Source organism: Paenibacillus sp. B-A-8 (assembly GCF_048572915.1).
Taxonomy (GTDB): domain Bacteria; phylum Bacillota; class Bacilli; order Paenibacillales; family Paenibacillaceae; genus Paenibacillus_AQ.
Window position 1 is genome coordinate 593,604 of sequence record NZ_CP183882.1, and the last position, 22,087, is coordinate 615,690.

Annotated in this window: 25 protein-coding genes; 22 read left to right on the forward strand and 3 right to left on the reverse strand. The window is 43.9% G+C overall.

From position 1 onward, the window contains the following. The first annotated feature begins 13 nt into the window (after positions 1-13). The 6 genes from ACN6MV_RS02700 (at position 14) to ACN6MV_RS02725 (ending at position 5,738) form a co-directional block, all read left to right on the forward strand. Complete coding sequence (locus ACN6MV_RS02700) at positions 14-649, forward strand: ThuA domain-containing protein (protein WP_042123841.1); 636 nt, start codon at positions 14-16, stop codon at positions 647-649. Between the two features lie 143 nt (positions 650-792). Then, a complete protein-coding gene (locus ACN6MV_RS02705; RefSeq protein ID WP_375104690.1) occupies positions 793-1,185 on the forward strand; it encodes a MerR family transcriptional regulator in 393 nt (130 codons plus the stop codon). A gap of 38 nt (positions 1,186-1,223) precedes the next feature. Then, the gene (locus tag ACN6MV_RS02710) at positions 1,224-1,550 is read left to right on the forward strand and encodes a thioredoxin family protein (protein WP_419885631.1); all 327 of its coding nucleotides are present in this window, start codon (positions 1,224-1,226) and stop codon (positions 1,548-1,550) included. 118 nt (positions 1,551-1,668) lie between these two features. Then, positions 1,669-3,414 (forward strand): spore germination protein, encoded by a 1,746-nt coding sequence (locus ACN6MV_RS02715; protein ID WP_339289017.1) that lies wholly within the window; start codon positions 1,669-1,671, stop codon positions 3,412-3,414. Positions 3,415-3,441: 27 nt separating this feature from the next. After that, the gene (locus ACN6MV_RS02720; protein ID WP_419885632.1) at positions 3,442-4,533 is read left to right on the forward strand and encodes a GerAB/ArcD/ProY family transporter; all 1,092 of its coding nucleotides are present in this window, start codon (positions 3,442-3,444) and stop codon (positions 4,531-4,533) included. Further along, on the forward strand, positions 4,530-5,738 hold the full coding sequence (locus ACN6MV_RS02725) for a Ger(x)C family spore germination protein (protein WP_339289019.1): 1,209 nt from the start codon (positions 4,530-4,532) through the stop codon (positions 5,736-5,738). The genes ACN6MV_RS02720 and ACN6MV_RS02725 overlap by 4 nt, the downstream gene beginning before the upstream one ends. A gap of 22 nt (positions 5,739-5,760) precedes the next feature. On the opposite strand, the gene ACN6MV_RS02730 is transcribed toward ACN6MV_RS02725, so the two are convergent. Then, on the reverse strand, positions 5,761-6,645 hold the full coding sequence (locus tag ACN6MV_RS02730) for a CHAD domain-containing protein (RefSeq protein WP_375104695.1): 885 nt from the start codon (positions 6,643-6,645) through the stop codon (positions 5,761-5,763). Positions 6,646-6,823: 178 nt separating this feature from the next. Here ACN6MV_RS02730 and ACN6MV_RS02735 point away from each other — a divergent pair, with 178 nt between their 5' ends. Further along, entirely contained in the window at positions 6,824-7,753 is a 930-nt protein-coding gene (locus ACN6MV_RS02735) for a lipoate--protein ligase family protein (RefSeq protein WP_419885633.1), read from the forward strand. Positions 7,754-7,822: 69 nt separating this feature from the next. Here ACN6MV_RS02735 and ACN6MV_RS02740 read toward each other — a convergent pair whose 3' ends face one another. After that, entirely contained in the window at positions 7,823-8,602 is a 780-nt protein-coding gene (locus tag ACN6MV_RS02740; protein WP_419885634.1) for a carbon-nitrogen family hydrolase, read from the reverse strand. A 163-nt stretch (positions 8,603-8,765) separates the two neighbouring features. Between ACN6MV_RS02740 and ACN6MV_RS02745 the strand changes: the two genes are divergently transcribed. From ACN6MV_RS02745 to ACN6MV_RS02780, 8 genes are all read left to right on the forward strand, one after another. Beyond that, the gene (locus ACN6MV_RS02745; protein ID WP_042123853.1) at positions 8,766-9,194 is read left to right on the forward strand and encodes a MarR family winged helix-turn-helix transcriptional regulator; all 429 of its coding nucleotides are present in this window, start codon (positions 8,766-8,768) and stop codon (positions 9,192-9,194) included. A gap of 36 nt (positions 9,195-9,230) precedes the next feature. Next, entirely contained in the window at positions 9,231-9,872 is a 642-nt protein-coding gene (locus ACN6MV_RS02750; RefSeq protein WP_042123855.1) for a nitroreductase family protein, read from the forward strand. A 27-nt stretch (positions 9,873-9,899) separates the two neighbouring features. Beyond that, positions 9,900-10,193: a putative quinol monooxygenase gene (locus ACN6MV_RS02755; RefSeq protein ID WP_419885635.1), complete on the forward strand. Its 294-nt coding sequence runs from the start codon at positions 9,900-9,902 to the stop codon at positions 10,191-10,193. 172 nt (positions 10,194-10,365) lie between these two features. Continuing rightward, on the forward strand, positions 10,366-11,934 hold the full coding sequence (locus ACN6MV_RS02760) for a phospholipase D-like domain-containing protein (protein ID WP_419885636.1): 1,569 nt from the start codon (positions 10,366-10,368) through the stop codon (positions 11,932-11,934). Between the two features lie 61 nt (positions 11,935-11,995). Further along, positions 11,996-12,373 carry a hypothetical protein gene (locus tag ACN6MV_RS02765; protein WP_042123859.1) on the forward strand — a complete coding sequence of 126 codons (378 nt, stop codon included), beginning with the start codon at positions 11,996-11,998 and terminating at the stop codon, positions 12,371-12,373. 73 nt (positions 12,374-12,446) lie between these two features. After that, positions 12,447-12,773 carry an ArsR/SmtB family transcription factor gene (locus ACN6MV_RS02770; RefSeq protein ID WP_042123860.1) on the forward strand — a complete coding sequence of 109 codons (327 nt, stop codon included), beginning with the start codon at positions 12,447-12,449 and terminating at the stop codon, positions 12,771-12,773. A gap of 99 nt (positions 12,774-12,872) precedes the next feature. Then, on the forward strand, positions 12,873-14,651 hold the full coding sequence (locus tag ACN6MV_RS02775; protein ID WP_042123861.1) for a SulP family inorganic anion transporter: 1,779 nt from the start codon (positions 12,873-12,875) through the stop codon (positions 14,649-14,651). Positions 14,652-14,882: 231 nt separating this feature from the next. Beyond that, a complete protein-coding gene (locus tag ACN6MV_RS02780; protein ID WP_042123862.1) occupies positions 14,883-15,584 on the forward strand; it encodes a DUF1361 domain-containing protein in 702 nt (233 codons plus the stop codon). Here the strand turns inward: ACN6MV_RS02780 and ACN6MV_RS02785 are convergent. Next, positions 15,581-15,898 (reverse strand): MGMT family protein, encoded by a 318-nt coding sequence (locus ACN6MV_RS02785; RefSeq protein WP_042123868.1) that lies wholly within the window; start codon positions 15,896-15,898, stop codon positions 15,581-15,583. The genes ACN6MV_RS02780 and ACN6MV_RS02785 overlap by 4 nt on opposite strands. A 223-nt stretch (positions 15,899-16,121) precedes the next feature. Between ACN6MV_RS02785 and ACN6MV_RS02790 the strand changes: the two genes are divergently transcribed. The 7 genes from ACN6MV_RS02790 (at position 16,122) to ACN6MV_RS02820 (ending at position 22,067) form a co-directional block, all read left to right on the forward strand. Continuing rightward, positions 16,122-17,672 carry a spore germination protein gene (locus ACN6MV_RS02790; protein WP_156114710.1) on the forward strand — a complete coding sequence of 517 codons (1,551 nt, stop codon included), beginning with the start codon at positions 16,122-16,124 and terminating at the stop codon, positions 17,670-17,672. Beyond that, positions 17,669-18,823, forward strand: a complete 1,155-nt coding sequence (locus tag ACN6MV_RS02795) for a Ger(x)C family spore germination protein (protein WP_419885637.1) — start codon at positions 17,669-17,671, stop codon at positions 18,821-18,823. The genes ACN6MV_RS02790 and ACN6MV_RS02795 overlap by 4 nt, the downstream gene beginning before the upstream one ends. A gap of 8 nt (positions 18,824-18,831) precedes the next feature. After that, positions 18,832-19,035, forward strand: coding sequence for a hypothetical protein (locus ACN6MV_RS02800; RefSeq protein ID WP_042123872.1), 204 nt, complete (start codon positions 18,832-18,834; stop codon positions 19,033-19,035). A gap of 25 nt (positions 19,036-19,060) precedes the next feature. Continuing rightward, a complete protein-coding gene (locus ACN6MV_RS02805) occupies positions 19,061-20,167 on the forward strand; it encodes a GerAB/ArcD/ProY family transporter (protein ID WP_419885638.1) in 1,107 nt (368 codons plus the stop codon). A 124-nt stretch (positions 20,168-20,291) separates the two neighbouring features. Continuing rightward, on the forward strand, positions 20,292-20,918 hold the full coding sequence (locus ACN6MV_RS02810) for a hypothetical protein (RefSeq protein ID WP_042123874.1): 627 nt from the start codon (positions 20,292-20,294) through the stop codon (positions 20,916-20,918). Positions 20,919-20,937: 19 nt separating this feature from the next. Next, positions 20,938-21,234 carry an antibiotic biosynthesis monooxygenase family protein gene (locus tag ACN6MV_RS02815; protein WP_042123875.1) on the forward strand — a complete coding sequence of 99 codons (297 nt, stop codon included), beginning with the start codon at positions 20,938-20,940 and terminating at the stop codon, positions 21,232-21,234. A gap of 14 nt (positions 21,235-21,248) precedes the next feature. After that, a complete protein-coding gene (locus ACN6MV_RS02820) occupies positions 21,249-22,067 on the forward strand; it encodes a phosphotransferase family protein (RefSeq protein ID WP_042123877.1) in 819 nt (272 codons plus the stop codon). Positions 22,068-22,087 lie beyond the last annotated feature (20 nt).

Consider the following 22,087-nt stretch of genomic DNA (forward strand, 5'->3'; position numbering starts at 1 on the left):
AGGCGCTGATAATATGTCAACACTAAAGGCACTCGCACTCGGAAGCTACTCGGAGGTTAAATATCACCCCTTTGCTGGCGTGGACCGGGAGATCGAACAAATACTTGCTAATGACTTACAGGTTTTTTCCTCAGAGGATTATGCGCTGCTTCATAAAGAAACGTTGTCTGACTACAAGCTGGTAATCTCCTACACCGAATTTTCTGATGATAAAATCCCGGCGGAACAAAGCAGTGCTTTGCTGTCCTATGTGGCTGAGGGGGGCGGACTACTAGTGGTACATAACGGAATTTCCTTACAACGCAATCAGGAGTTAGGTGCTATGCTGGGCGCACACTTCACCCATCATCCAGAATACACTAAGCTACAGATGTCCATACCCGCACGGGAGCATCCCATTATGCAGGGAATTGAAGAATTTGTGATCGAGGATGAGCCGTATTATTTTGAGATGCATCCGTATTTCGAAACGACGGTGCTTGCAGAATATCCACATGAAGGAGCTATGCGACAAGCAGCTTGGTGTCACGAATTTGGTTTGGGTCGGGTGGTTTATTTAATGCCCGGGCATCATTTACCTTCATTTTCGGTAGAGCCATTCCGTGAAATGATTCGTAGAGGTGGGCTTTGGGCAGCAGGATTATTGTAGGTTATAAGTGGACAACTATATTATAGATGAAAAACGAGTCCAACTGTGGGATAACTACGGTTGGATTTTTTTGTTGACTCTTACATTGGTGTCAGGGTTTATACTGGTGTAGAACAATTCTCATGAACCCCGGGGAGAAGGCTATGAAAATAGGTGAGCTTGCTAAACTGACGGGCGTAAGCGTCCGTTCACTTCGTTATTATGAGAGTCAGGGATTAATCTCTCCGATCCGTCAGGCCAACGGATATCGGGAGTACTCTTCACTCGCTGTGGAGACGGTAGAAACGATCAAATTATATTTGAACCTGGGTCTGTCAACAGAACAGATTGCAGGCTTTCTACATTGTGTCTTGATGAACAAAGAAGCTTTCTGCGCAGAAGTGATGCCACTATACCGCAGTAAGCTTGAAGATATTGAACGTCAGCTTGTAGAGCTGAATCAGATCAAACGGAATTTGGAAGAAAGAATGGCATCTATCTTGCAAGAGCAGAACGAAAGTAGGTTAGGGACTTGTACACTGGAGAACTTGGAGTAAGTACTGCCGGTGTTGAAAACTATGAGGAGGAATGACAAATGGCTATTACAAATGCAGATAGTGCTGATTGGGTACGAGCAGAAATAGGCAGTGGTGGAACGGTATTGGTAGATTATGGTGCGCCATGGTGTCCTCCTTGCAAGGTGCTGCTGCCTCTTCTGGAGGATCTTCATCAGGAATATGGAGATGATGTTTCTATTGTAAAGGTGAATTGTGACGAATTGCCGGATCTGGCTGGGGAAGCCGGGGTTATGGGAATGCCTACAGTCATTGTATATAAAGATGGGCAGGCCATGGAAAAGTTGGTAGGCCTACGTCCGATATCAGCCTACCAAGGTGTATTAAACAAGGTTATTCAAGCATAGGGAAATAATTATAAAGATGATCTTAGGGAGACCCCAAATTGTGGGGTCTTCTTTTGTATGCATGAATTATCCATCTTCGGTAAAAAATACGATCACAGCTATAAAGGAGGGGTTAGGGGTGTGGAACGAGGTAATAGAATTAATTCCGAGTTGGGGTGTGATTTTCCAAGGGATTATGATTTTCTGTGTCCCTTTCTTCCTACTTCGTACAATAAGCTGGGCTAAAGCCAAAGAAGACAGGAAAACCACTAGAGCGGAAAAAGCTACTGGCAGTAAGGGTGGAGGGGTTCCTTACGGAGAAGCAGCATCTGGAAAAACAAGCCTATTAGAACGATCCCAGGAGCAGTCTAGCTCGGATGTAGTAACTAAGGATAAGGGAAAGAGAATCACTTATAGCGGCCACTTTGAGGATGATTTGCAGAAGTTTAAAGCGATCAGCGCCGATATGCATGATGTGAATGTAAGGGAGCTGCGAATCGGAAGCATAAAGACAAGAGCAGCGCTATTGTACGTAGACGGACTAACAGACAAAGACAAAATGGATCGGAATATATTGAAGCCGTTAATGAATGCGTATCAGCCATTTAAGGATATGAACTCGGTACCGGCAGCAAAGGATCTACAAGATATTCTCATCCATGAGATCCTGCTTATCTCGGAAGTGGGGCTTACGAATAATGCATACCTCTCTCTTCAGAAGGTGTTATTTGGATCTGCCGTGTTGCTTGTGGAGGGAATATCAGAGGCTTTTGTGCTCAGTAGTCCGAAGGGGGCTACAAGAGGGATAGAGGAGCCGGAATCTGAAGCAGTCCTGCGGGGCTCACGAAGTGGATTTAACGAGACCTTAAGCGACAACACGGCAATGCTGCGTAGACACGGGCAGAGTACAGAACTAGCTATGATTTCTTTTACTGTAGGAAAGAGAATGCAGAAGGAGCTCATCCTAACCTATATCAAGGATATTGCGAATGATGAACTTGTAGAAGAGGTCAAACGAAGAATTGAAACGATAGACTTAGATGATATTCAAGAATCTGGCTATGTTGAGCAATTAATCGAAGATAATAGCTACAGTCCTTTCCAGCAGATTCAAAATACAGAGAGACCGGACCGTGTAATGGCAGCACTCCTGGAAGGAAGAGTAGCCATTTTACTTGACGGTACACCCTTTGCATTGATTATGCCGGTAACCTTCGGGATGTTACTGCAATCGCCAGAGGATTATAATGATCGCTGGATGGTAGGCTCGCTGCTGCGCCTTTTACGTTTTTTTGCGGCAACGATATCACTGTTTGCCCCGGCACTATATATTTCCTTCCTCTCGTTCCAGCCGGGATTGATTCCCACTAAGCTAGCCATTTCTATTATTGCCTCTCGGCAAGGTGTTCCCTTCACTGTATTAATCGAAGCCTTGATTATGGAGACCTCGATTGAAATCTTACGGGAGGCTGGACTTCGCTTGCCTAAACCTATCGGTCCGGCAATGGGGATTGTCGGCGGTCTGATCATCGGTCAAGCTGCGGTGGAAGCTGGAATCGTGAGTCCAATCCTAGTCATTGTAGTATCAATTACGGCTGTTTCTTCCTTCTCTATGCCAATGTATAGTGCTGGGATGACGCTTCGTATGCTTCGATTTGCAGCTATGTTTTTTGCAGCAATCTTTGGATTATACGGAGTGGTACTATTTTTTCTTTTGCTTAGTAGTCATTTAATTAAGCTGAAGAGCTTTGGTGTTCCCTATCTTGGTCTGGCAGTTCCGAATAAGTCAGTCAATTGGAAAGATTTTATATTCCGTATGCCTTTGCAATTTCTAACTGGGCGGCCTACGTTGTTGAAACCAAAGGACCCTTTGCGTAAAGGGTAAAAAGTCTAGGTAAAGGAGGAAGAGAACATGAGCGCCGAGGTAAAGGACCGGATTACTGCTGTTCAAGCGACGATCATTCTAGCCAACTATACGATTGCGGCAGGGGTACTTACGCTTCCTCGGACAATTGTTGAAGCTAGTGGTGCACCAGATGTTTGGATAGCTGTTTTTTTAGGAGGAGTGGCCTCCTTTCTGTTTGGATTGATCATCGTAAAACTTAGTCAACGGTTCCCGGGCCAAACTTTCTTTCAGTATATCGGGAAGATCATCGGCAAGCCTCTCGGAACAGTTCTCTCATTAGGAGTCATTGGATATTTTCTCAGTATCGCCGGCTTTGAGATACGTTCGGTGCAAGAAGTGACCTCTTTTTTCCTACTGGAAGGTACACCTCCTTGGGCAATAGTGGCTGCTTTTATGTGGATTGCCTTCTATTTATGCAGAGGAGGCATTAATGCGATCACTAGTATGTGCAGACTTATAGTTCCGATAACCTGGACAGTGTTTTTAGGCGTTTGTCTGCTAAGTTTTGAAGTTTTCGACCTCAACAATCTTCTTCCAATACTTGGAGATGGATTAGATCCTGTGTGGAATGGCATTAAGCCAACCATCCTAACCTTTACAGCTGGTGAAGCGATGCTGTTTGTTGTTGCTTTTATGGATAAGCCCCAAAAAGCAGTAAAGGTAATTATAGCCGGAACCTGTATATCGACGATATTTTATGTCCTGGCTGTTGTAGCGACTATAGGTGCCTTTTCTATCGATGGGGTCCTCACAAGAACCTGGCCGTTTCTCGATCTTGTTCGAAGCTTTGAAGTGAACTATCTCATCTTTGAAAGGTTTGAGTCATTGTTGTTGGTGATCTGGATTATGCAGATCTTTTGTACTTTTTGTATTGCGATTTATGCGGCGGCGTTAGGGTTGTCTCAAATCATTCATAAAAACTTTAAAAGCTGTTTGTTGGCGTTACTTCCGGTTGTTTATGTAGTTTCTAGGATTCCTCCAAATGTGAATGCTCTGTTTACATTTGGAACAGGTATTGGGGATTGTATGCTTATTCTATTCGGATTGCTTCCGTTGCCACTATTAATCATTACATACTTCCGGAGGGCTGTTTCATGAAACAATGGAGGATGTGGATCGTTCTTTCTCTAGTATGTAGCCTCTTGTCCGGCTGCTGGAGCAGTTCACCTATAGAGGAATTAAACTTGGAGATTGGTGTTGCACTTGATAGTGTGGACGCGTCAGAAGATGAGGAGGCTGTTAAGTCAGGAGTTGAGAATCATTCGAAACATCCAAAAATAATAAGTACCTATCAATTTACGATTCCACAAGGGTCGGGTGGAGCCGTTATGAAGTCTTCTAGCAGTTCATCCTCCTCTTTTAAGAATTACTATAATATGAGTGAAACCAGCGATTCCATCTTTGAAGCGATGCGGCAGCTTTCACTGCGTACTAGACGCACTCCGATTGGTCATCACCTTAAGGTTATTGTGATTAGTGAGGAACTGGCGCGTTCCAATAACCTTACTAAACTCATAGATTTCTTTACACGGGATAATGATATTCGTCCAAGTGTCATGTTATTTGTCAGCAAAGGAAAAGCCAAAGATGTATTGGAAAATGCACTGCCGGGTCAGACCCCTGCATTTGTACTAGAAGGGATCTTCAATAACAGAGACCGGAATATGGGGATATGGGAGCCGGTAACACTGGCCAAAGTAGTTGGCCCGTTACAAGGAAAGAAAAGCTTCTTAGTGCAAAATGTTATCGCTATTGATCAGGAGACTAAGCTAGCAGGAGCAGGCGTATTCAAAGGGACAACGGGGAAGCTTATCGGCTTTTTGGACGAGTCGGAGCTGGAGGGGATGGCCTGGCTGACCGGAAAGGGATTAGGGGGAGTGCTTAAGACGTATGATCCGGATACTAATAATCTCATAACCTATGAAGTTAAATCCATGCATAGCAAGATCAAAGCTAATGTGAACAACGGGCAGATTTCTTTTTATGTGAAAATAAAATCTACAGGTAGATATGCCGAGGTTTTTGCCGAGAAACCGAAAAAATTACATGACGGAATTGTAAAGAAGGATAAAGCTTTGCTGCAGAAGCGTGTCCTAGAATTGGTGCAAACTACTGTAACAAAAATGCAAAAGGAACTGCATACCGAAGCTGCCGGTTTCGGCACCAGTCTGCATAATCAGCATCCAGCCGTATGGAGGAGCGTCAAGGATAACTGGGACGAAACCTTCAGCCAAATTCCGATTACCTATGAAATAAACCTGAATATTGAAGAGTACGGTGCATCAGATACAACCGCTGAATAGAGAGATTGTAAACGATTCAGAGCTACTTCGTCTGAAGTGTGACAGGTACGATATCATTTTGGTGTAACGCATCGAGTACTTCGGTTTTTAATTGTTCAGTAAAGGTATTCCATGTTTTTTTGCCGACATTGAGCTCTTCTCGCCCAATAGCATGTAGTGTTTCCAGCCAAAGGCGCTTATCGTTAATCAGCCCGAGCTGATCTTGGATCTGTTTATATATTTCCTCATGGGCATGGAACTTTTGATTTAACGCAAAAGAGGCTGCACTAGCGGTATATCGCAGCTCCTTAGCGGCCATCCTCAGCTCGTGCAATGAGTCGAAGGCTGCTTCTGATTCGGCATCTTGTCCACGAAATATAGCCTTGCAAGCTTTTTTCTTCTGCTCGTAAGCTACCTCAAGTTCGCGCATGACAACGTTAGCATCTTTTTTCGCTACCAGGGCCTCAAGCTGTTCACTTAGGAAAGCTTTCCACTTATCATCCAGATCTTCATTGATTAGCTTAGGCAGCTCATCGGCCAGCTTCTTACGATAAGTTTTGCGCTTGTCCTTTTGGTGGTCGATCACAGCCTTCAACAGTTCTGCTGTCTTTGTATCGCCGTTTTCCTTGGCGTGTTTACGTTTAGTCTTGAACGATTCAATCAGAACATCTGCATCTCTGACCTTGCCTAATCTCTTTTGGGCTTTTTCAAATATGGGGTATAGCCCTAGAGTATGACCAGGGTCGAGAATGGAAAGCAGTGTTAACAGCTTACGGCAGTTCACTCTTGCTTGGTGAATGTCCTCGTCATCGAATTTGCTAATTGCATCATGGCAGTAATCCCAGAAATCAATATACAGCAGGTTAAGTGCCTGTTCCCATTGTCTTGTCTTGGTTAACTGTCGTTCCTTCATCACTTCCACTGTCATGCGGCATCACTCCTTAACGTTGTGTATAGCATGAACCTAAGGCAACCCCCTATTCGAGCCGGGGCATGTTCGTATACTATAAGGATAGCGTTATCATAACCTCATTTCAATTCTGATTTCGCACTAGCGGGGCAGATAGGTTACAATATCACGGATAATACGAGAAAGAGGGGAATCGGTGGATACTCGTGAGTATGATGCAATGATCAATGGATCTATTAATAGAAGTAAGGAAGCCATCGGACTTCCTGCAGAAATGGGACTCTTCCAGCATTTGATCTTAAAGGATAATAGTAAAAAGGTAGAAGAAGCGGGGGCCGGGGAGCTGTTGATCCCGTTCGCCTTTGAAGAGACCCTTTGCAGGGATGTTGGAGCGGGTCTCGTTCCTCCTAGCCTGCACCTATGGAGCCATTCTGGAGGTGTTGCGCTTGGACTACGGGACAGCAAGCTTCCGTACGCTGCCCAAGCGATGACTAAGCTGGAGCAGCAAGGGATTCGTACAGCGGTAAGACATTCCGGCGGTGCTGCGGTGCCTCTGGATGATGGAATTGTTAATGTTTCGTTAGTGCTACCCAAAGGACGCGGAAAGCTGGATTTTCATGATGACTTTAGGCTTCTGGCTTCTCTGATCACGGAGGCAGTTGCTATGAGTCATCCACAGGCTGCGGCTCAAATAAAGGCTGGTGAGATTGTTGGATCTTATTGCCCGGGGGACTTCGATTTGGCGATTAATGGGCGGAAATTTTGCGGCATTGCTCAGCGCAGACAAAATAATGCTTATTTCGTACATGCATTTGTAGTAGTTTCGGGTTCGGGACAGGAACGCGGTGAACTCATTCATAAATTCTATGAGCACGCCTCTGGAGGAGACTCGGCATTATCTTATCCGCGGGTTCGTCCAGAGACAATCGCTGGGCTTGGTGAACTAGGTGGGCCGATTACCACTGAAGTATTTGCCGCAGGGATTAGACAAGCATTAGCTGCCCGTGGAGTGTTGCTTAAATCCTCTGACAGGCTGCAGCAGGAGACAGGATATTTCTTGGACTATAAGGATCCGCGTGTTCTGGATGCTGCGCGAGTCCTGCGTGAACGTTATGCCCAAGGATAAATGGATATTGAGCATCGTAAAGAAGGACGTAACAGAATCTGGCGAGAGCCCGGCTTCTGTTACGTCCTTTTATTCATATAAATCCGGACGTCTGTCTGCAAAAATCGGGATTTGTGATCGGATTTCACGCACCTTATGTAATGCGATATCCCCCGTTAGGATTTCTTCCCCTTCAGAAGCCTCAACTAAAATATCTCCCCAAGGATCGATTATCATAGAATGCCCAGCAAAGGTATTGTTAGGATCATTTCCAGCACGGTTGCAGGCTATTACATAACATTGGTTCTCGATCGCTCGGCTGATCAGTAACGCACGCCAATGGGATAGCCTAGATAATGGCCACTCTGCACTGACAAACAAGATTTCTGCGCCTTGCGCGGTATGGGCACGAACCCATTCTGGAAATCGGATATCATAACAGATTAATCCGGCACATAAGGTACCCTCCATAGAGAAGAGTCCTTTGGCTTCTCCCGGCTGCAAATACAGATGCTCATCCATTAGCTGGAACAAATGCAGCTTACTGTATTCACCAACGAGTTCCCCAGCTCGATTAAATATAAACATCCGATTAGTTACCCCGGAGGCATTCCTACTAGCGACTGAACCAGCAACGATATTGATATTGTATTGTTTAGCTAAGCTGGAGATGAATTCTTTGGTTATTGCTCCGTCTAGATCGCCAATTTCTTCTAGCCGGGTTAGATCATAGCCGGTGGTCCAAAGCTCAGGGAGAATAAGACAGTCGGGCGATGCAGCAGCAGCTTCACTAATTTTATTTGCTACAGTAGCATAATTCATAGCAGGATTGCCAAATGCTATATCCGTCTGAATCAGGGAGATTCTCATAGGATTCCTCCTTTTTGTTCAAGACTATAGCACCTTAAGGGGATAAGCAATGTTGATTTTTAAAAAATGATTTGATATATTAGTTGACGGGTCAATGATTATCAGTTAATATAATCTTATGCAAAACAATTGTATACAATTAAATTTATAAAGGAGGTATATTTTGACGGAGCACTTTCCTGAGGAAGACCGCATATTTGAACTGCTGCAGGCATTAAACAAGGGAATCTGTCCGAAATTCGAACGATGTGCTGGGATCAGTCCCACACGGCTTCGCCTCCTGCATGAACTGTTCCAGGTAGATGAAGTCAGCCAAATTACTCTGCAAAAGGGCATGGATATAGATGCGGCCGCCGTTACTCGGCACTTAAAAGGGATGGAAGAGAGCGGTACGATCACTCGCCGCAACAACCCAGCAGATAACAGGGTTACATTGGTCTCATTAACGGATCAAGGACGGGAAAGAATGATTCAATATAGTGAAGAGAAGAGACGATTTGTCGCTACTCTGCTTACTGGATTTAACGATCAGGAGCGAACAGTGCTCATAGATATGCTTAATCGTCTGCAATCTAATATCAATTTGTTGTAACAACACCAAATACAAACTCAAAGGAGATATACACATATGAACGCTACACAAACACAAACCAATGATTTTAAAGAAATTATTACGGGTCGCCGCTCTATCCGCAAATATGATCCATCCGTTAAGATCAGCAAAGAAGAGATGACACAAATTCTTACGGAAGCGACCCTTGCACCTTCTTCAGTAAATATGCAGCCTTGGCGGTTTCTTGTCATTGAAAGTGACGAAGCTAAAGCTACTTTAGCTCCTCTTGCTCGCTTTAATGGCGTACAAGTTGAAACCTCTGCAGCTATGATTGCCATCTTCGGTGATTTGAACAATTTCGATTATGCTGAGGAGATTTATGGTACAGCTGTTGAACGTGGACTAATGCCTGCTGAAGTAAAAGAAAACCAATTGACTAGATTGTCCGCTCACTTTGCTACCTTGCCACGTGAAGTTAACAAAGACACTGTGCTTATCGACGGCGCTCTTGTTGCGATGCAGTTGATGCTGGTTGCCCGTGCACATGGTTACGATACAAACCCAATTGGTGGTTACGAGAAAGATCAAATCGCAGAAGCGTTTGGCATGGAAAAAGATCGTTATGTTCCTGTAATGTTACTTTCCATTGGTAAGGCTGTTGATGCAGGTTATGCATCGGTCCGTTTGCCTATCGATAAGATTGCTGAGTGGAAATAATAGGGTACACCTTAGGAGGAAAATACAATGATCATTATTCATGCTGTGCTTAAAGTAAATCCGGAACGTCGCGAACAGTTCTTGGCGGAGTCCAAAACACTGCTCACTGCTACTCATGCTGAAGAGGGAAATCTCTCTTATGAACTTTATGAAAATGCGGGAGAAGCAAATTCATTTATTATGGTGGAGACATGGCGCGACGCAGACGCCGTATCCAGCCACAATACAAGCCCACATTTTACCGCGTTCTCAGCTAAAGCAGCTGAATTCTTGGCTGCGCCGCTCGACGTTAAGGTATTTAGCGCAGAGCAAGTGAAATAAGTTATCTCGATTCTTAGTGAATCCTGGTTGATCTTAAACAGGGATGGTCCAAAGCCACATTGGCTGCGGGGCATCCCTGTTTTTTATGTTCCCCGTTTATAAGGAGGAGTTCAAGGGTATCTATCCTTACCTTGATACATGCCACTCACAATAAAGATAGGGGATCTTACATATGGAAATACAGAAAAATATGATCGATATCTTGAACTATTATTTATCAGGCGGTTCACTTGTCCGTATGTTGGGCAAAGCAGGAGAAGAGGTGGAGCGTTGGCTAAAGGAGATCGACTTGGAGGCAGCCAAAGCATACCGTCAGTCCATTGGCGGAGTCATCACGGAGAGTCAGCAGCTATTGCAGGTTCCTGGCGTTAGTCCAAGATTGCTGGGGCAACTTACTGAAGCATCAGGCAGATTAGATTCAGACAAGCTAAAAGTTCTGGCCCCACAAACCACATGGAATAATCGAGTAGATCCTTACGTGAACGGACCCGAATGCCTTGGAATGATATTGGAAGAAATGAAGAAGGCACAGCATTATATTCACCTGTCCGTGATGCTCTTCTTTAATGACCGTTCAGGCAATCTGGTTGCAGATGAATTATTTCATGCTCTGAAACGGGGGGTGAAGGTACGGATCATGGTCAATTACACGCTGACAGCTTTAGGATATGAGAATAATCTGGCGGTTGGTCAATTCTCTAAAATTTCTGAAAGGCTCGAGAATGCAGGAGCTAAGCTGTTGAATACCTTCAATTCTTATTATACAGCCGTAGAATGGCGTGTGAAGCGGAAGGTTCTGGAGCAGCAAGGCGTACCGGAAAGTATCCTGTTCTTACAGGATAAAGTACAAGAGGATGTAGAGATCACAGGACTGAATGTCATTGATCATCGGAAGTTTATGGTCATTGATGGGGTGACCTCTATTATTGGAAGCCTGAATATTGGCGATCAGTACACATACGTGACACCTGTTCAGGTTTCATCTGCGGTCAGTATAGAAGGACATCTACAGGGGATTCCTAGTAAAAAAGAGGAGTGGCATGATGGATGCTTCCGGATTTGTGGCGCGGCGGCGCAGACTCTGAATGTTATGTTTCATTCCCGTTGGCTGCTATTGGGCGGCGATCCTTTTGACGTAGAGGATGCCTTCTACCATCCGGATGTGAATTATCATTTTGGAGAGGAAGAATGTACGCTGTTTGCAAGTTTTCCGGGCAACCCAGTTAACTTCATTCAGCAATATTACTTAGATTTAATTACCTATGCGACTGAGGAGACGGTGATTGTAAATCCTTATTTGATTGATCAAGAGTTTTGGGATCGGCTAGGGGAGCTAGGGCCAGACTGTTCCAGTCATCTGAGCATTTGCAATCCGCTGAAGGTTAATGATCATCCTACCAATTATGCGGCGGTACGAGGCAATATGTATAAGCCGTTTATCAATGGGGTTTCCTTTTATGATTACAGCTTCACAGGTCGGTTTTCACATTGGAAAATAACCTATGACCATAGATCACAGGCTGTATTTCATGGCTCCTATAACATCAATGAGAGAAGCGCCTGCCATGATTTCGAGCTGGGAATGCTGGTGAAAGGAGAGGCTTTCGCAGAGCGGATAAAGTCTATGATTGATTATGATCTAGGCGTTTCACGAAAGATTACAAAGAAAAGTGAGTTCTTTAAGCATCCTTGGCTGCATCCTAGTACTTATCTGAACAAGGTTACTCAGAATTACACTTGATAATATCGGTTCGTTGTCATGTATAATGATCGTTATAAATGATCAAGGTGGAATAAAAGCTATGAAAATCAAAATTACAAAGAGTGGCTTGAAAAAGGATGAGGTATTTTTTCGCACAGAGTTTGGTGAGGGTAGGGGGATCTGGTGCGGTGCTCCTATGGGGCCAGATACGGAAACGGATGTGGAATTCGAGCTTTCGGAGCTGCTCATGAGATGGGTGGATATTCTACCTGTACCTGCTACTGAATTCGACATCAGATTAGAGGGAGATAAAGTTGTTTTTACCGGTGTGCTGGAGAATATTGAAGAGGACGGAACTGGATTTTTGCGATTAGGTGAAAGTCTAGTAATGTTCGAGTGTCTCGGTGAGCCTATGGCGCTTGGTGTCTTTGTAGAAGTGCAGGTCCGTGATGTGCGCATCTACCCCTTGAGTATTTGACGCTTATCAGGGACTAAGATAACATACAAAGATAACACTAGATTTAGAAGTAAGTTATGAGGAGTAGAAGTCTATGAACACCGAAATTCAGCAATTTAAGACCGAATTCTTCAAGGCGCTGGCTCATCCGATGCGTATTCGTATCCTGGAACTGCTCAGCGAAGGTGAGAAGAATGTGAATGAGCTGCAAGCGATTCTAGGATCAGAAGGCTCTGCTGTATCTCAGCAGTTAGCTGTTTTACGTGCCAAGAATGTAGTAGCCAGTGTAAAAGAAGGCACCACAGTGATTTATTCGCTACGTGATCCACTGATTAAAGATCTTCTGGTCGTAGCTAAACAAATATTTGATAACCATCTGGTGAATACCATTTCATTGCTTGAGGGTATGCGCGGAGAATAAATGAATAACATTATTTTGGCGTTGACAACAGTCGCGTCCTAGAGTAATGTTTTTCTTATATTCAAATAATCAGATATTCAAAGAAAAGAAGGTTTGATCATGACAGGGTGGGGCCGGTATAAAGGCTACAACATGAATGCTTTTCGCAAGGATTTGATTTCGGGGACAATCGTCGGTGTTATTGCCATTCCTTTGGGGATGGCATTTGCTATTGCTTCCGGTGTTAAACCGGAGTATGGCATTTACACGACGATCGTTGCCGGCATATGTATTTCATTGTTCGGAGGATCAAAATTTCAAATTGGCGGGCCGACAGGTGCTTTCATCCCTATCTTATTTGCCATTGCGATGGAGTATGGCTATGAGAACCTGCTTATCGCAGGGATGATGGCAGGGGTTATATTAGTCCTCATGGGATTATTAAAGCTGGGAGTACTGATTAAGTTTATTCCGAGGCCAGTAACGATTGGTTTCACAGCGGGAATAGCGGTCATTATCTTTACCGGACAGATTGCTAATTTCCTTGGATTAAGGGATATAGAACGGCATGAGCGCTTTGTAGATAACATGAAAGAAATAGGGCTTCATCTATCGACGGTGAATGGGTATAGTATTCTGACCGCTGTGATTTGTCTTGCCGTGGTCATCCTAGCAATTCGATTCGCTCCAAAGGTGCCTGGATCATTGGTAGGTCTTCTGTGCGCGACTGTGATTGCTGCGTTATTCTTTAGCGGCAAAGTGACTACGATTGGCTCTGCTTACGGGGACATTCCGAATACCTTACCGAGCTTTCGATTTCCGGACATTACTTGGGAACGGATTACCCTGCTAATTCGTCCGGCATTTATCATTGCAATGTTAGGCGCTATAGAGTCATTGTTATCCGCTGTTGTAGCGGATGGAATGACAGGCAGCCGCCATAATAGCAACCGTGAGCTAATCGGTCAGGGGATCGCGAATATTGCTGCTCCATTGTTCGGAGGCATACCGGCAACAGGAGCAATTGCTAGAACAGCGACGAACATCAAGAGTGGCGCTGTTTCTCCGATCTCAGGGATCGTTCACGGTGTGGTAGTGTTTCTAATTCTCCTGTTGTTCGCACCCTATGCTTCGAGTATTCCTTTAGCTGCGATGGCACCTATCTTAATGGTAGTAGCTTGGAATATGAGTGAGCGCAAAGAGTTCCTTCATTTGCTTAAGATCAAGACCGGCGATTCCTTGGTATTATTCATCACTTTCTTGTTAACAATTTTTGCAGATTTAACGTTGGCTGTAGAGGTGGGATTAATTCTTGCAGTCATTCTGTTTGTGAAACGAATGGGAGAGGTTCATTTGGTGGCCAAAGTACTGCCTGATCCGAATTCCGTTAAGGTAGAAGCACATATGGTCACGGAGAGTCATGATTGTCCGCAAATTGGTATTTACACGGTGGAGGGTCCGCTATTTTTTGGCGCAGCCTATCGATTCGATGATACTATGCCAAGTTATGGCTCAGATCAGCCCAGAATTATATTAATGCGTATGGGGAAAGTACCATTCATGGATACCACAGGAGAATCCAATTTGGCAGAACTGGTGCGGCATTTACAAGCTGTTGGAGGGAAACTAATGATCTCCGGCATACAGCCGCAGCCGCTTGAGTTGCTCAAGAGAACTGGACTGTATGACACTATAGGTGAGGCGCAGTTTCATCAGCACACTGGGGAAGCGATTAATGATGCACTTAGCAGTATCGATTACAATAAGTGTATTGGATGTAGCCATGCCGCTTTTAGGGAGTGTACAGCGTTCTCGTGTATGGAAGAGGCGGGAAACCTACGCGGTCTAAAGGGGCGTAAGAAACCTGTAATAGCACCTGAACTAAATGGTGGTCTCTGAGTTAAATAGACAAGAGTCAGCCCGGGCGTTTCTGTGTCCGGGTTTTTCTGTTCAAATATAAGAATTTAAGTTTCACATCATATATTATCCTTATATTTCTCGCTTAAACGCTTATTGTCCTAATAAGGACGACAAAGGCGTTTATGCTTGAGATTGGACTTGAGAATGCCAAATTTGTACAATTGGGTATAAGTTAAATGTAAACTATCTCGATAAGGAGAATATAAGCTCATGAAGGAATTGAATTATCCGAAGGTGTTTATGCTCTTGGCAGGTCTGTCTGTGGCGACATTGGCCGTATATCGTGTAGTGTCACTACAGACGGATTCGTTTTATGCATTTTTAATCTGGAATTTGTTCCTGGCTTGGATTCCGTTCCTGTTCTCTATGGCTGCTTATGAACTGGATAAAAGGAAGATAGGTGGCTTGCTGCTTATTCCCCTAGGCGTCGCTTGGCTGCTGTTCTTTCCGAACGCGCCTTATCTCATGACGGATCTGGTGCATCTGACGATAAGAAAAAGTAGATATATCGTGGATGGCACCATTCAGAATCGGTATTGGTATGACTTGGTAACTCTCTTATTGTTCACTTGGAGCGGTTGGCTAACCGGGTTCTTCTCTTTATACCAGTTCCAGACGGTTGTTTATCGCAAGAGCAGCCTGCTGTTCTCTTGGATATTCGTACTCGCGGCATGTGTGCTTGGGGGATATGGAGTTCTGCTTGGCCGAGTCTACAGGCTGAATAGCTGGGATGTACTGACGGACCGGCATCAGTTGTACCAACTGGTTATGGACAGCTTGAATCGACAATCGGTATTTTTCAGCTTGTTTATTGCGTTTGTATTACTGGTTATCTACGCTACGATGTACTGTTTGCTGAATGGTCTTGGAACCAGTGAAAGAGGAAGGGGCGCTAAGAGCATTCGTGGTTAATCCATAAATTCGGGATCAAATTGGTATTGTTTCAGATCTACCACACCTTTTTCATTAAAAATAATCCCTTCCTCCTGCAAATAAAGCTTCTGGAGGGAGCTGGATTCATCTTCAGTCAAGGAGATCATTCCTTTGGCGTTGATGACCCGATGCCAGGGAAGCTTGTATTTTCTACTCATGGAATGAAGGATCCGAACGACCTGCCTCGCGCCTCTTGGGCTTCCTGCCGCACGTGCTATTCCTCCGTAAGTCATCACCTTACCTTCAGGTATGGATTGTATAATACGTATCACTTGTTCCGTAAATGGTGTCATAGGGAGCTCCTATTTCTTATTTTCATCAAATTATACCAGATGATCACTATAATCATAAACCATCAACAATGTCGCTGCTAAAGCGGCTTTTTTTATTTTCAAAGGATGAAGTTTTCTTTCCCTCGCGTAGGAGTTGATCCCTTTTCAGTATAATTTTGGCGGATAGTATTTAGTGAGACGGGGGATAATTTCTAGGAAACCTATTGTGACAGGAGTGGCTACTTTGGAGAAACAGACGACAGAGAATAACCGCAAAGATTCTCAGCAAAATAAGAAGTCTGGGCAGACTCTAAGTACGTCACTGGATGAAATGATGGACCTGTTTCGGCAAATATTTAAGGACGATGGAACCCTTAGAATCAGAGTGATAAATAATGAGGGCAGTGAAGCTCTTCGCTTCGGGTTAGTTTATGTTGACGGGATGGTTGACAGGGAAATGATCCAGTACGGAGTGATTAAGCCCCTAATGAAATTTGATTTTACGGCAATGGATAGCGGGAATACAGCTGAACTGATGGAAAAAATCCGGACGATGGTTATTAACATTAGCGATGTAGTCTGCTCTACGAGTTTGGATGAGATGGTTAGCGGGGTCGTAGCTGGAAAAACACTATTTCTGATGGATGGCTTTGCGGGTGCGCTAAACATTAGTGCACAGGGGTGGGAAACGAAGGCTATCGCGGAGCCTTTGACGGAAAAAAGCGTCAAGGGTCCAAGAGAAGGTTTTACAGAGTCGCTGCTTGTAAACTTGACTCTCATTCGCCGAAGGGTGCAAAGTCCGGACTTAAAGTTGATTTATGGCCAGGTCGGGGTTCGTTCCAAAACAGAAACATGTATTTGTTATATTGAAGGTTTGGCCTCACCGGATGTTGTGAAAGAGCTGCAGAACCGAATTCAGCAGGTGGACATAGATGTTGTATTGGATACGTCTATTCTTTCGGAGCTTATTCGAGATGAACCCTTTTCACCCTTTGAAATGACGGGAAGCACAGAACGTCCTGATTCTGTAGTGAGCAAAATGATGGAAGGTAGAGTTGCCTTATTAATGGAAGGCAGTCCTTATGCAATGACAGTGCCCTATTTGTTTGTGGAGAATTTTCAGGCTAGTGCTGATTATTATATTAACTATTACTTTGGTTCATTTAACCGAATGATAAGGGTACTTGGGGCCTTTTTGTCTATTAGTATTCCTGCTTTGTATGTAGCGTTGGTTACCTATAGTCAGGAAATGCTGCCTACTATGTTGTTGCTCAGTATTTCAACGTCGAGAGTAGCCGTTCCTTTTCCGACTGTGGTGGAGGTCTTGTTCATGCTAACGATATTTGAAATTCTGCGAGAGGCAGGAGAACGAATACCGACCTACATTGGTCAGGCGATTAGCATCGTAGGTGCGCTTGTACTGGGTCAGGCGGCTGTAGAAGCGAGAATCGTCAGCGCTCCTATGATTATTGTAGTAGGTCTAACGGGAATTATGGCTTTGCTCAACCCTAGATTGACGGGACCTCTAATCGTGGTAAGGTCACTTTTGCTGTTCGCAACCTTTTTTCTAGGATTGTACGGGTATTTTCTGGGTGTGATCGGACTAGTGATTCATTTGATGAGTTTACGTTCCTTTGGGGTCCAGTACATGCTTGGAATAGGCTCTATTCATCCGCAAGACATTAAGGATACAGCTATAAGGGCGCCGTGGTGGCATATGTATCTACGTCCGGCGATGATTGGGGCACGTAATCGAAAGAGAAAAGCGACAAATAAAGCAAGGAATCGGTCATGAGGAAAATGAAAAGAGGATTGCTAGCTTGTATATCGCTATTATTTCTGATCAGTATCTTAGGCTGTTGGGATTACGCCGAGATTGAAGATAGGGCAGTTGTAGCAGGCCTTGGCATCGATAAAGATTCTGACGGTAAGCTGTTAGCGACGGTCGAAATCGTGGATACGAAAGAGGGGATGAAATCTAGTCAAGCGGGTTATAAGATGGTTAGTCTTTCAGGTAAAACGATGTTTGATATTGTACGAAGCATGATTTCAATAACGGGAAAGAAACTATTTTGGAGCCATTCCAAGGCGATCATTCTCAGTGAGGAGGTAGCAAAGGAAGGGGCTGTAAAAGTGATTGATTGGTATAACAGAGATACAGAAACTCGGTCGGATGTTTACGTGTTTGTGTCTAAAGGGAAGAAGGCTCAGGAAGTAATCAATTTAAACAGCTCAACAGAGACTATTATGTCATATGGTCTTGCGCAGCAGATGGCGATTGAAAAAAATGTGAGTACGGCTCCGGTTGTGGAGATTTGGGACTTTATCGAAAAGCTGGAGACACCCGGGGATTGTGCTATAGCTCCTCTTGTATATATTCATGAAAAAAACGGTCAGAAGAATCCACGTGTTAGTGGAACAGCTATATTCAAAATGGACAAAATGATTGGCAAGCTAAGCGGTGATGAGACCAAGTACATGTTGTTTGTTAAAGATGATATTAAGGGAGGGGTGTTAACCGTGAATAATGAAGAGGGAACCCCCGACTTTACACTTGAGATTTTCTCTAATGAAACAAAGATAAAGCCTGTTTGGGTCAACGGTAAGCTCCAATTACAGATTCAAACGATCACACATACCGGGCTTGATGAGGTGATGACTACTGAAGGATTTACGAGTCTAAATAGTAAGAACGTTATAGAAAAGCGTGCTGCAAAGGAATTAGAGGAGAATATGCGCTCTGTAATTAAGAGGGTGCAGTCGGATTATCATACCGATATTTTTGGATTTGGGGAGAAAATCCATGAGAATATGCCTAAGACCTGGTCCGAGCTAGATAAAGATTGGGAACGGGAATTCTCTGATCTAGATGTGGTTGTAAATTCAACAATAATTATTGAGAGCAGTGCTCAAAACTCAAGATCTATCCAGATCCATCAAGAGTAGGTGATTAATTGGCTGTTATCGTTGTGCTGATCTACTTTTTTGTTGTACTGTTGGACCCTTACGGATTGTTAAAGCAAGGGATGAAACGTGATTTTTATGTGTGTAGTACACTGTGTCTGTTTTCATTCTGTATTGCTTTTGCATTGGCCATGAAATGGCAGCTTCCTAGTCCTTCGCCTTTAATTGTAAGCTGGATCAGCAAGTTATTCTAGTTACAAGCCAAGAGGAGATTTAAGCATGAAAAAAGAGATCATACCCACAGGGCATTCTATAAGTATTGTTGTTCTATTTATTATTGGGACCTCACTATTCATGGGACTGCCGGGAAAATCGGGCAACAGTAGCTGGATTGCTCTGCTTATGGCCATATCGCTAACGGTTCCCCTGCTGTTTATGTACGCCAGATTTCATGTGCTTTTTCCGGGTAAGGATCTATTTGATATATTGATCACGGTATTTGGGTCTATCTTCGGGAGAGTAGTTTCCTGTGCGTATATATGGTATGCGCTGCATATGGGGGCGCTCGTCCTAAGGAATTTTGGGGAATTTAGTAAAACGGTTGCCTTGACAGAGACGCCTATGATTGCACCCATGTTATGCATGGCACTGTTATGTATTTGGGTGGTTAAGGCAGGAATTGAGGTGATTGGGAGATGTGCTAAGCTATTTCTACTGCTTCTTTTGGCTGAGGTTTTTTTTATTGAAATCTTAGCGATCCCCAAGCTCAAGTATCACTATTTGAAGCCTTTTCTTGATACTGGATGGTCACCGGTATTTGCAGATGCATGGGGAACATTTACCTTTCCATTTGCTGAAATTGTTCTTTTTATGGGAGTATTCAGTCATTTGCCGGCAAAAGAATCAGCCAAAAAGATTCTGCTAAGCGGATTGTTGATTTCTGGTGGGGTGATTTTGCTCGTTTCTCTGCGGAATTTACTGATTCTCAATCCTGATATTGTTCAAAGCTTATACTTCCCCTCTTATGTAGCGGTTAGTCGGATTAATATAGGGGATTTTTTGACTCGAATGGAGGCATCCTCCGCAGTTGGATTTGTAATCACGATATTTATAAAGGCCAGCATATGTTTATATGTGGCTAGTGTTGGAGTTGCTAAGTTATTCAAATTGAAGAGTTACCGATCCGTTGTGCTTCAGCTGGGATTGATTGTGGTTTATTTCTCTCAATTTATCTTCAAGGATATTATGGAGATGCAACATTTTGCCTATACAATTTATCCTATATATGCACTTCCATTTCAGGTGATTATTCCGCTGGTATTGTGGATTTGTGCTGAAATTATGGTTAATAGAAATAAACATAAGCAGGTAGCTACACAGCAATAGAACTACGTTCGACCATTCCTGATCTCTTGATGAGATTAGGAATTCTTTGATTTCTAAACTGTACCTAAGTTAGCTATAATGATAGATACATAGAATGGTTGTTTTAGAAGAGAGGGAAACAGGTATGAACGTCAGCAACATCATTATGTCCTCTTATTGGGGTAGAGAGGTTAGACATAAATATATCACGCAAGGCTCAAAGACATTGGCTGTTATTTTTCCAGGTAAAAATTACTCGACTGAACGCCCTCTGCTAGATTATGCGGCCAAAGCAGCTCGGGAACATCATTGCGATGTCTTGCTGCTTGAGTATGGCTACCAGAGTGCGAGAGTAGGATTTAAGCGCGATGAAATGATTATTCTCATTCAGGAGTGTAAGGCGGCCATTGCATCGCTTCCTGACTACAAGAACTTTCTATTTATCAGCAAAAGTGTGGGGGCGGTCATCGCAGGGAGAATTGCAGAAGAGCTGGAAATACAGAAAAAGACGTCCCATCTATTTATAACACCATTACCTGAGGCGATTCCTCTGATTCAGCAAAGTCGCGGGACTGTAATTTATGGCGGGGGCGATCCTTTATTCAGTGAGCAGCATTCCGGTGAAATTAGTAGACTTCATCATTTAAAAGTGTATAGAATCGATGATGCTAATCATAGTCTTGAGGTAGATCAGGTCAACGAGTCACTGGCCATTCTGCTTGTTATTATTAATTTTTATCATGAATTTTTCCGCGATGCATTAAGTACATAATCTTGGGAGGATGCTGAACATGATTTTGGAAGCTGCGATGCTACAAGTGAAGCCTGGTTTGACTTCTGATTTTGAAAAGAGCTTCAAGGAGGCATCAAGCTTAATTTCTTCAATAGAAGGCTACATGGGGCATGAACTGCAACAGTGCTTGGAGGATGATCATAAGTATTTGCTTCTTGTGAAGTGGAGAACGCTTGAAGATCACACCATAGGATTCAGAGAATCGAGCCAGTATCAGGAATGGAAGGCGCTACTTCACCATTACTACGATCCATTTCCGGTAGTTGAACACTTTACCCGTATTAATCTGGACTAAATGGAGGAACTCGAGTGAAGGCGAAGCTTGTCGGGAAAGGTAGAACAGCTGAGATCTGGCAGCATGAGGATCAGAAGATTCTAAAGTTGTACCTAGAGGATGTTTCAGAGCAGAATATTAGCCGAGAATATAAGATCAGCCAGTTTGTGCACTCGCAGGGCGTCCGGACACCACAGCCATTTGAACTCATTTCTGAACAATCAAGACAAGGTATTGTATTTCAACAAATTAAAGGTCCCTCCCTGCTAAAGGTGATGGGTGAGAAGCCTTGGAAAGTTAGTATGTATGCCAGAATGATGGCTAGACTTCACTATGATTTGCATAAGCTTGAAATTACTGAGGAGATCGGACAGCAGAAGGATATGTTGAAGTGGAATATCATGGGGGCTCCAATGCTTAGTGAAGATGAGAAGTCAATCATTCTGAGCTATCTGGAGAAGCTACCACAAGGAACTCATTTATGCCATGGTGATTTCCATCCTGACAATGTGCTTATGGACGATCAGCTCTGGGTAATCGACTGGATGACAGGAGTGGTGGGAGAACCGGCGGCCGATGCTGCTCGATCCGTAGTGATGTTCAGTATGGGAGCTATGCCCCCTGGTGCCTCTGCCTTATCGAGAATGATGATAGGTTTTATTAGAAAGAAATTAACCAAGGGATACATTCGGGAGTATCTCCATTTATCAGGATGTACTTATGAGGACATAGACCGCTGGATTCTGCCTATCGCTGCCGCGCGTCTGGTGGAAGGACTTCCGCCACCGGAGAAGGAGCTAATAGTAAAAGAAGTTCGTAAACGTCTACAAGCCATAATCGAGGTCCCAAGCTGATCATGATAAGAAACGGAGTG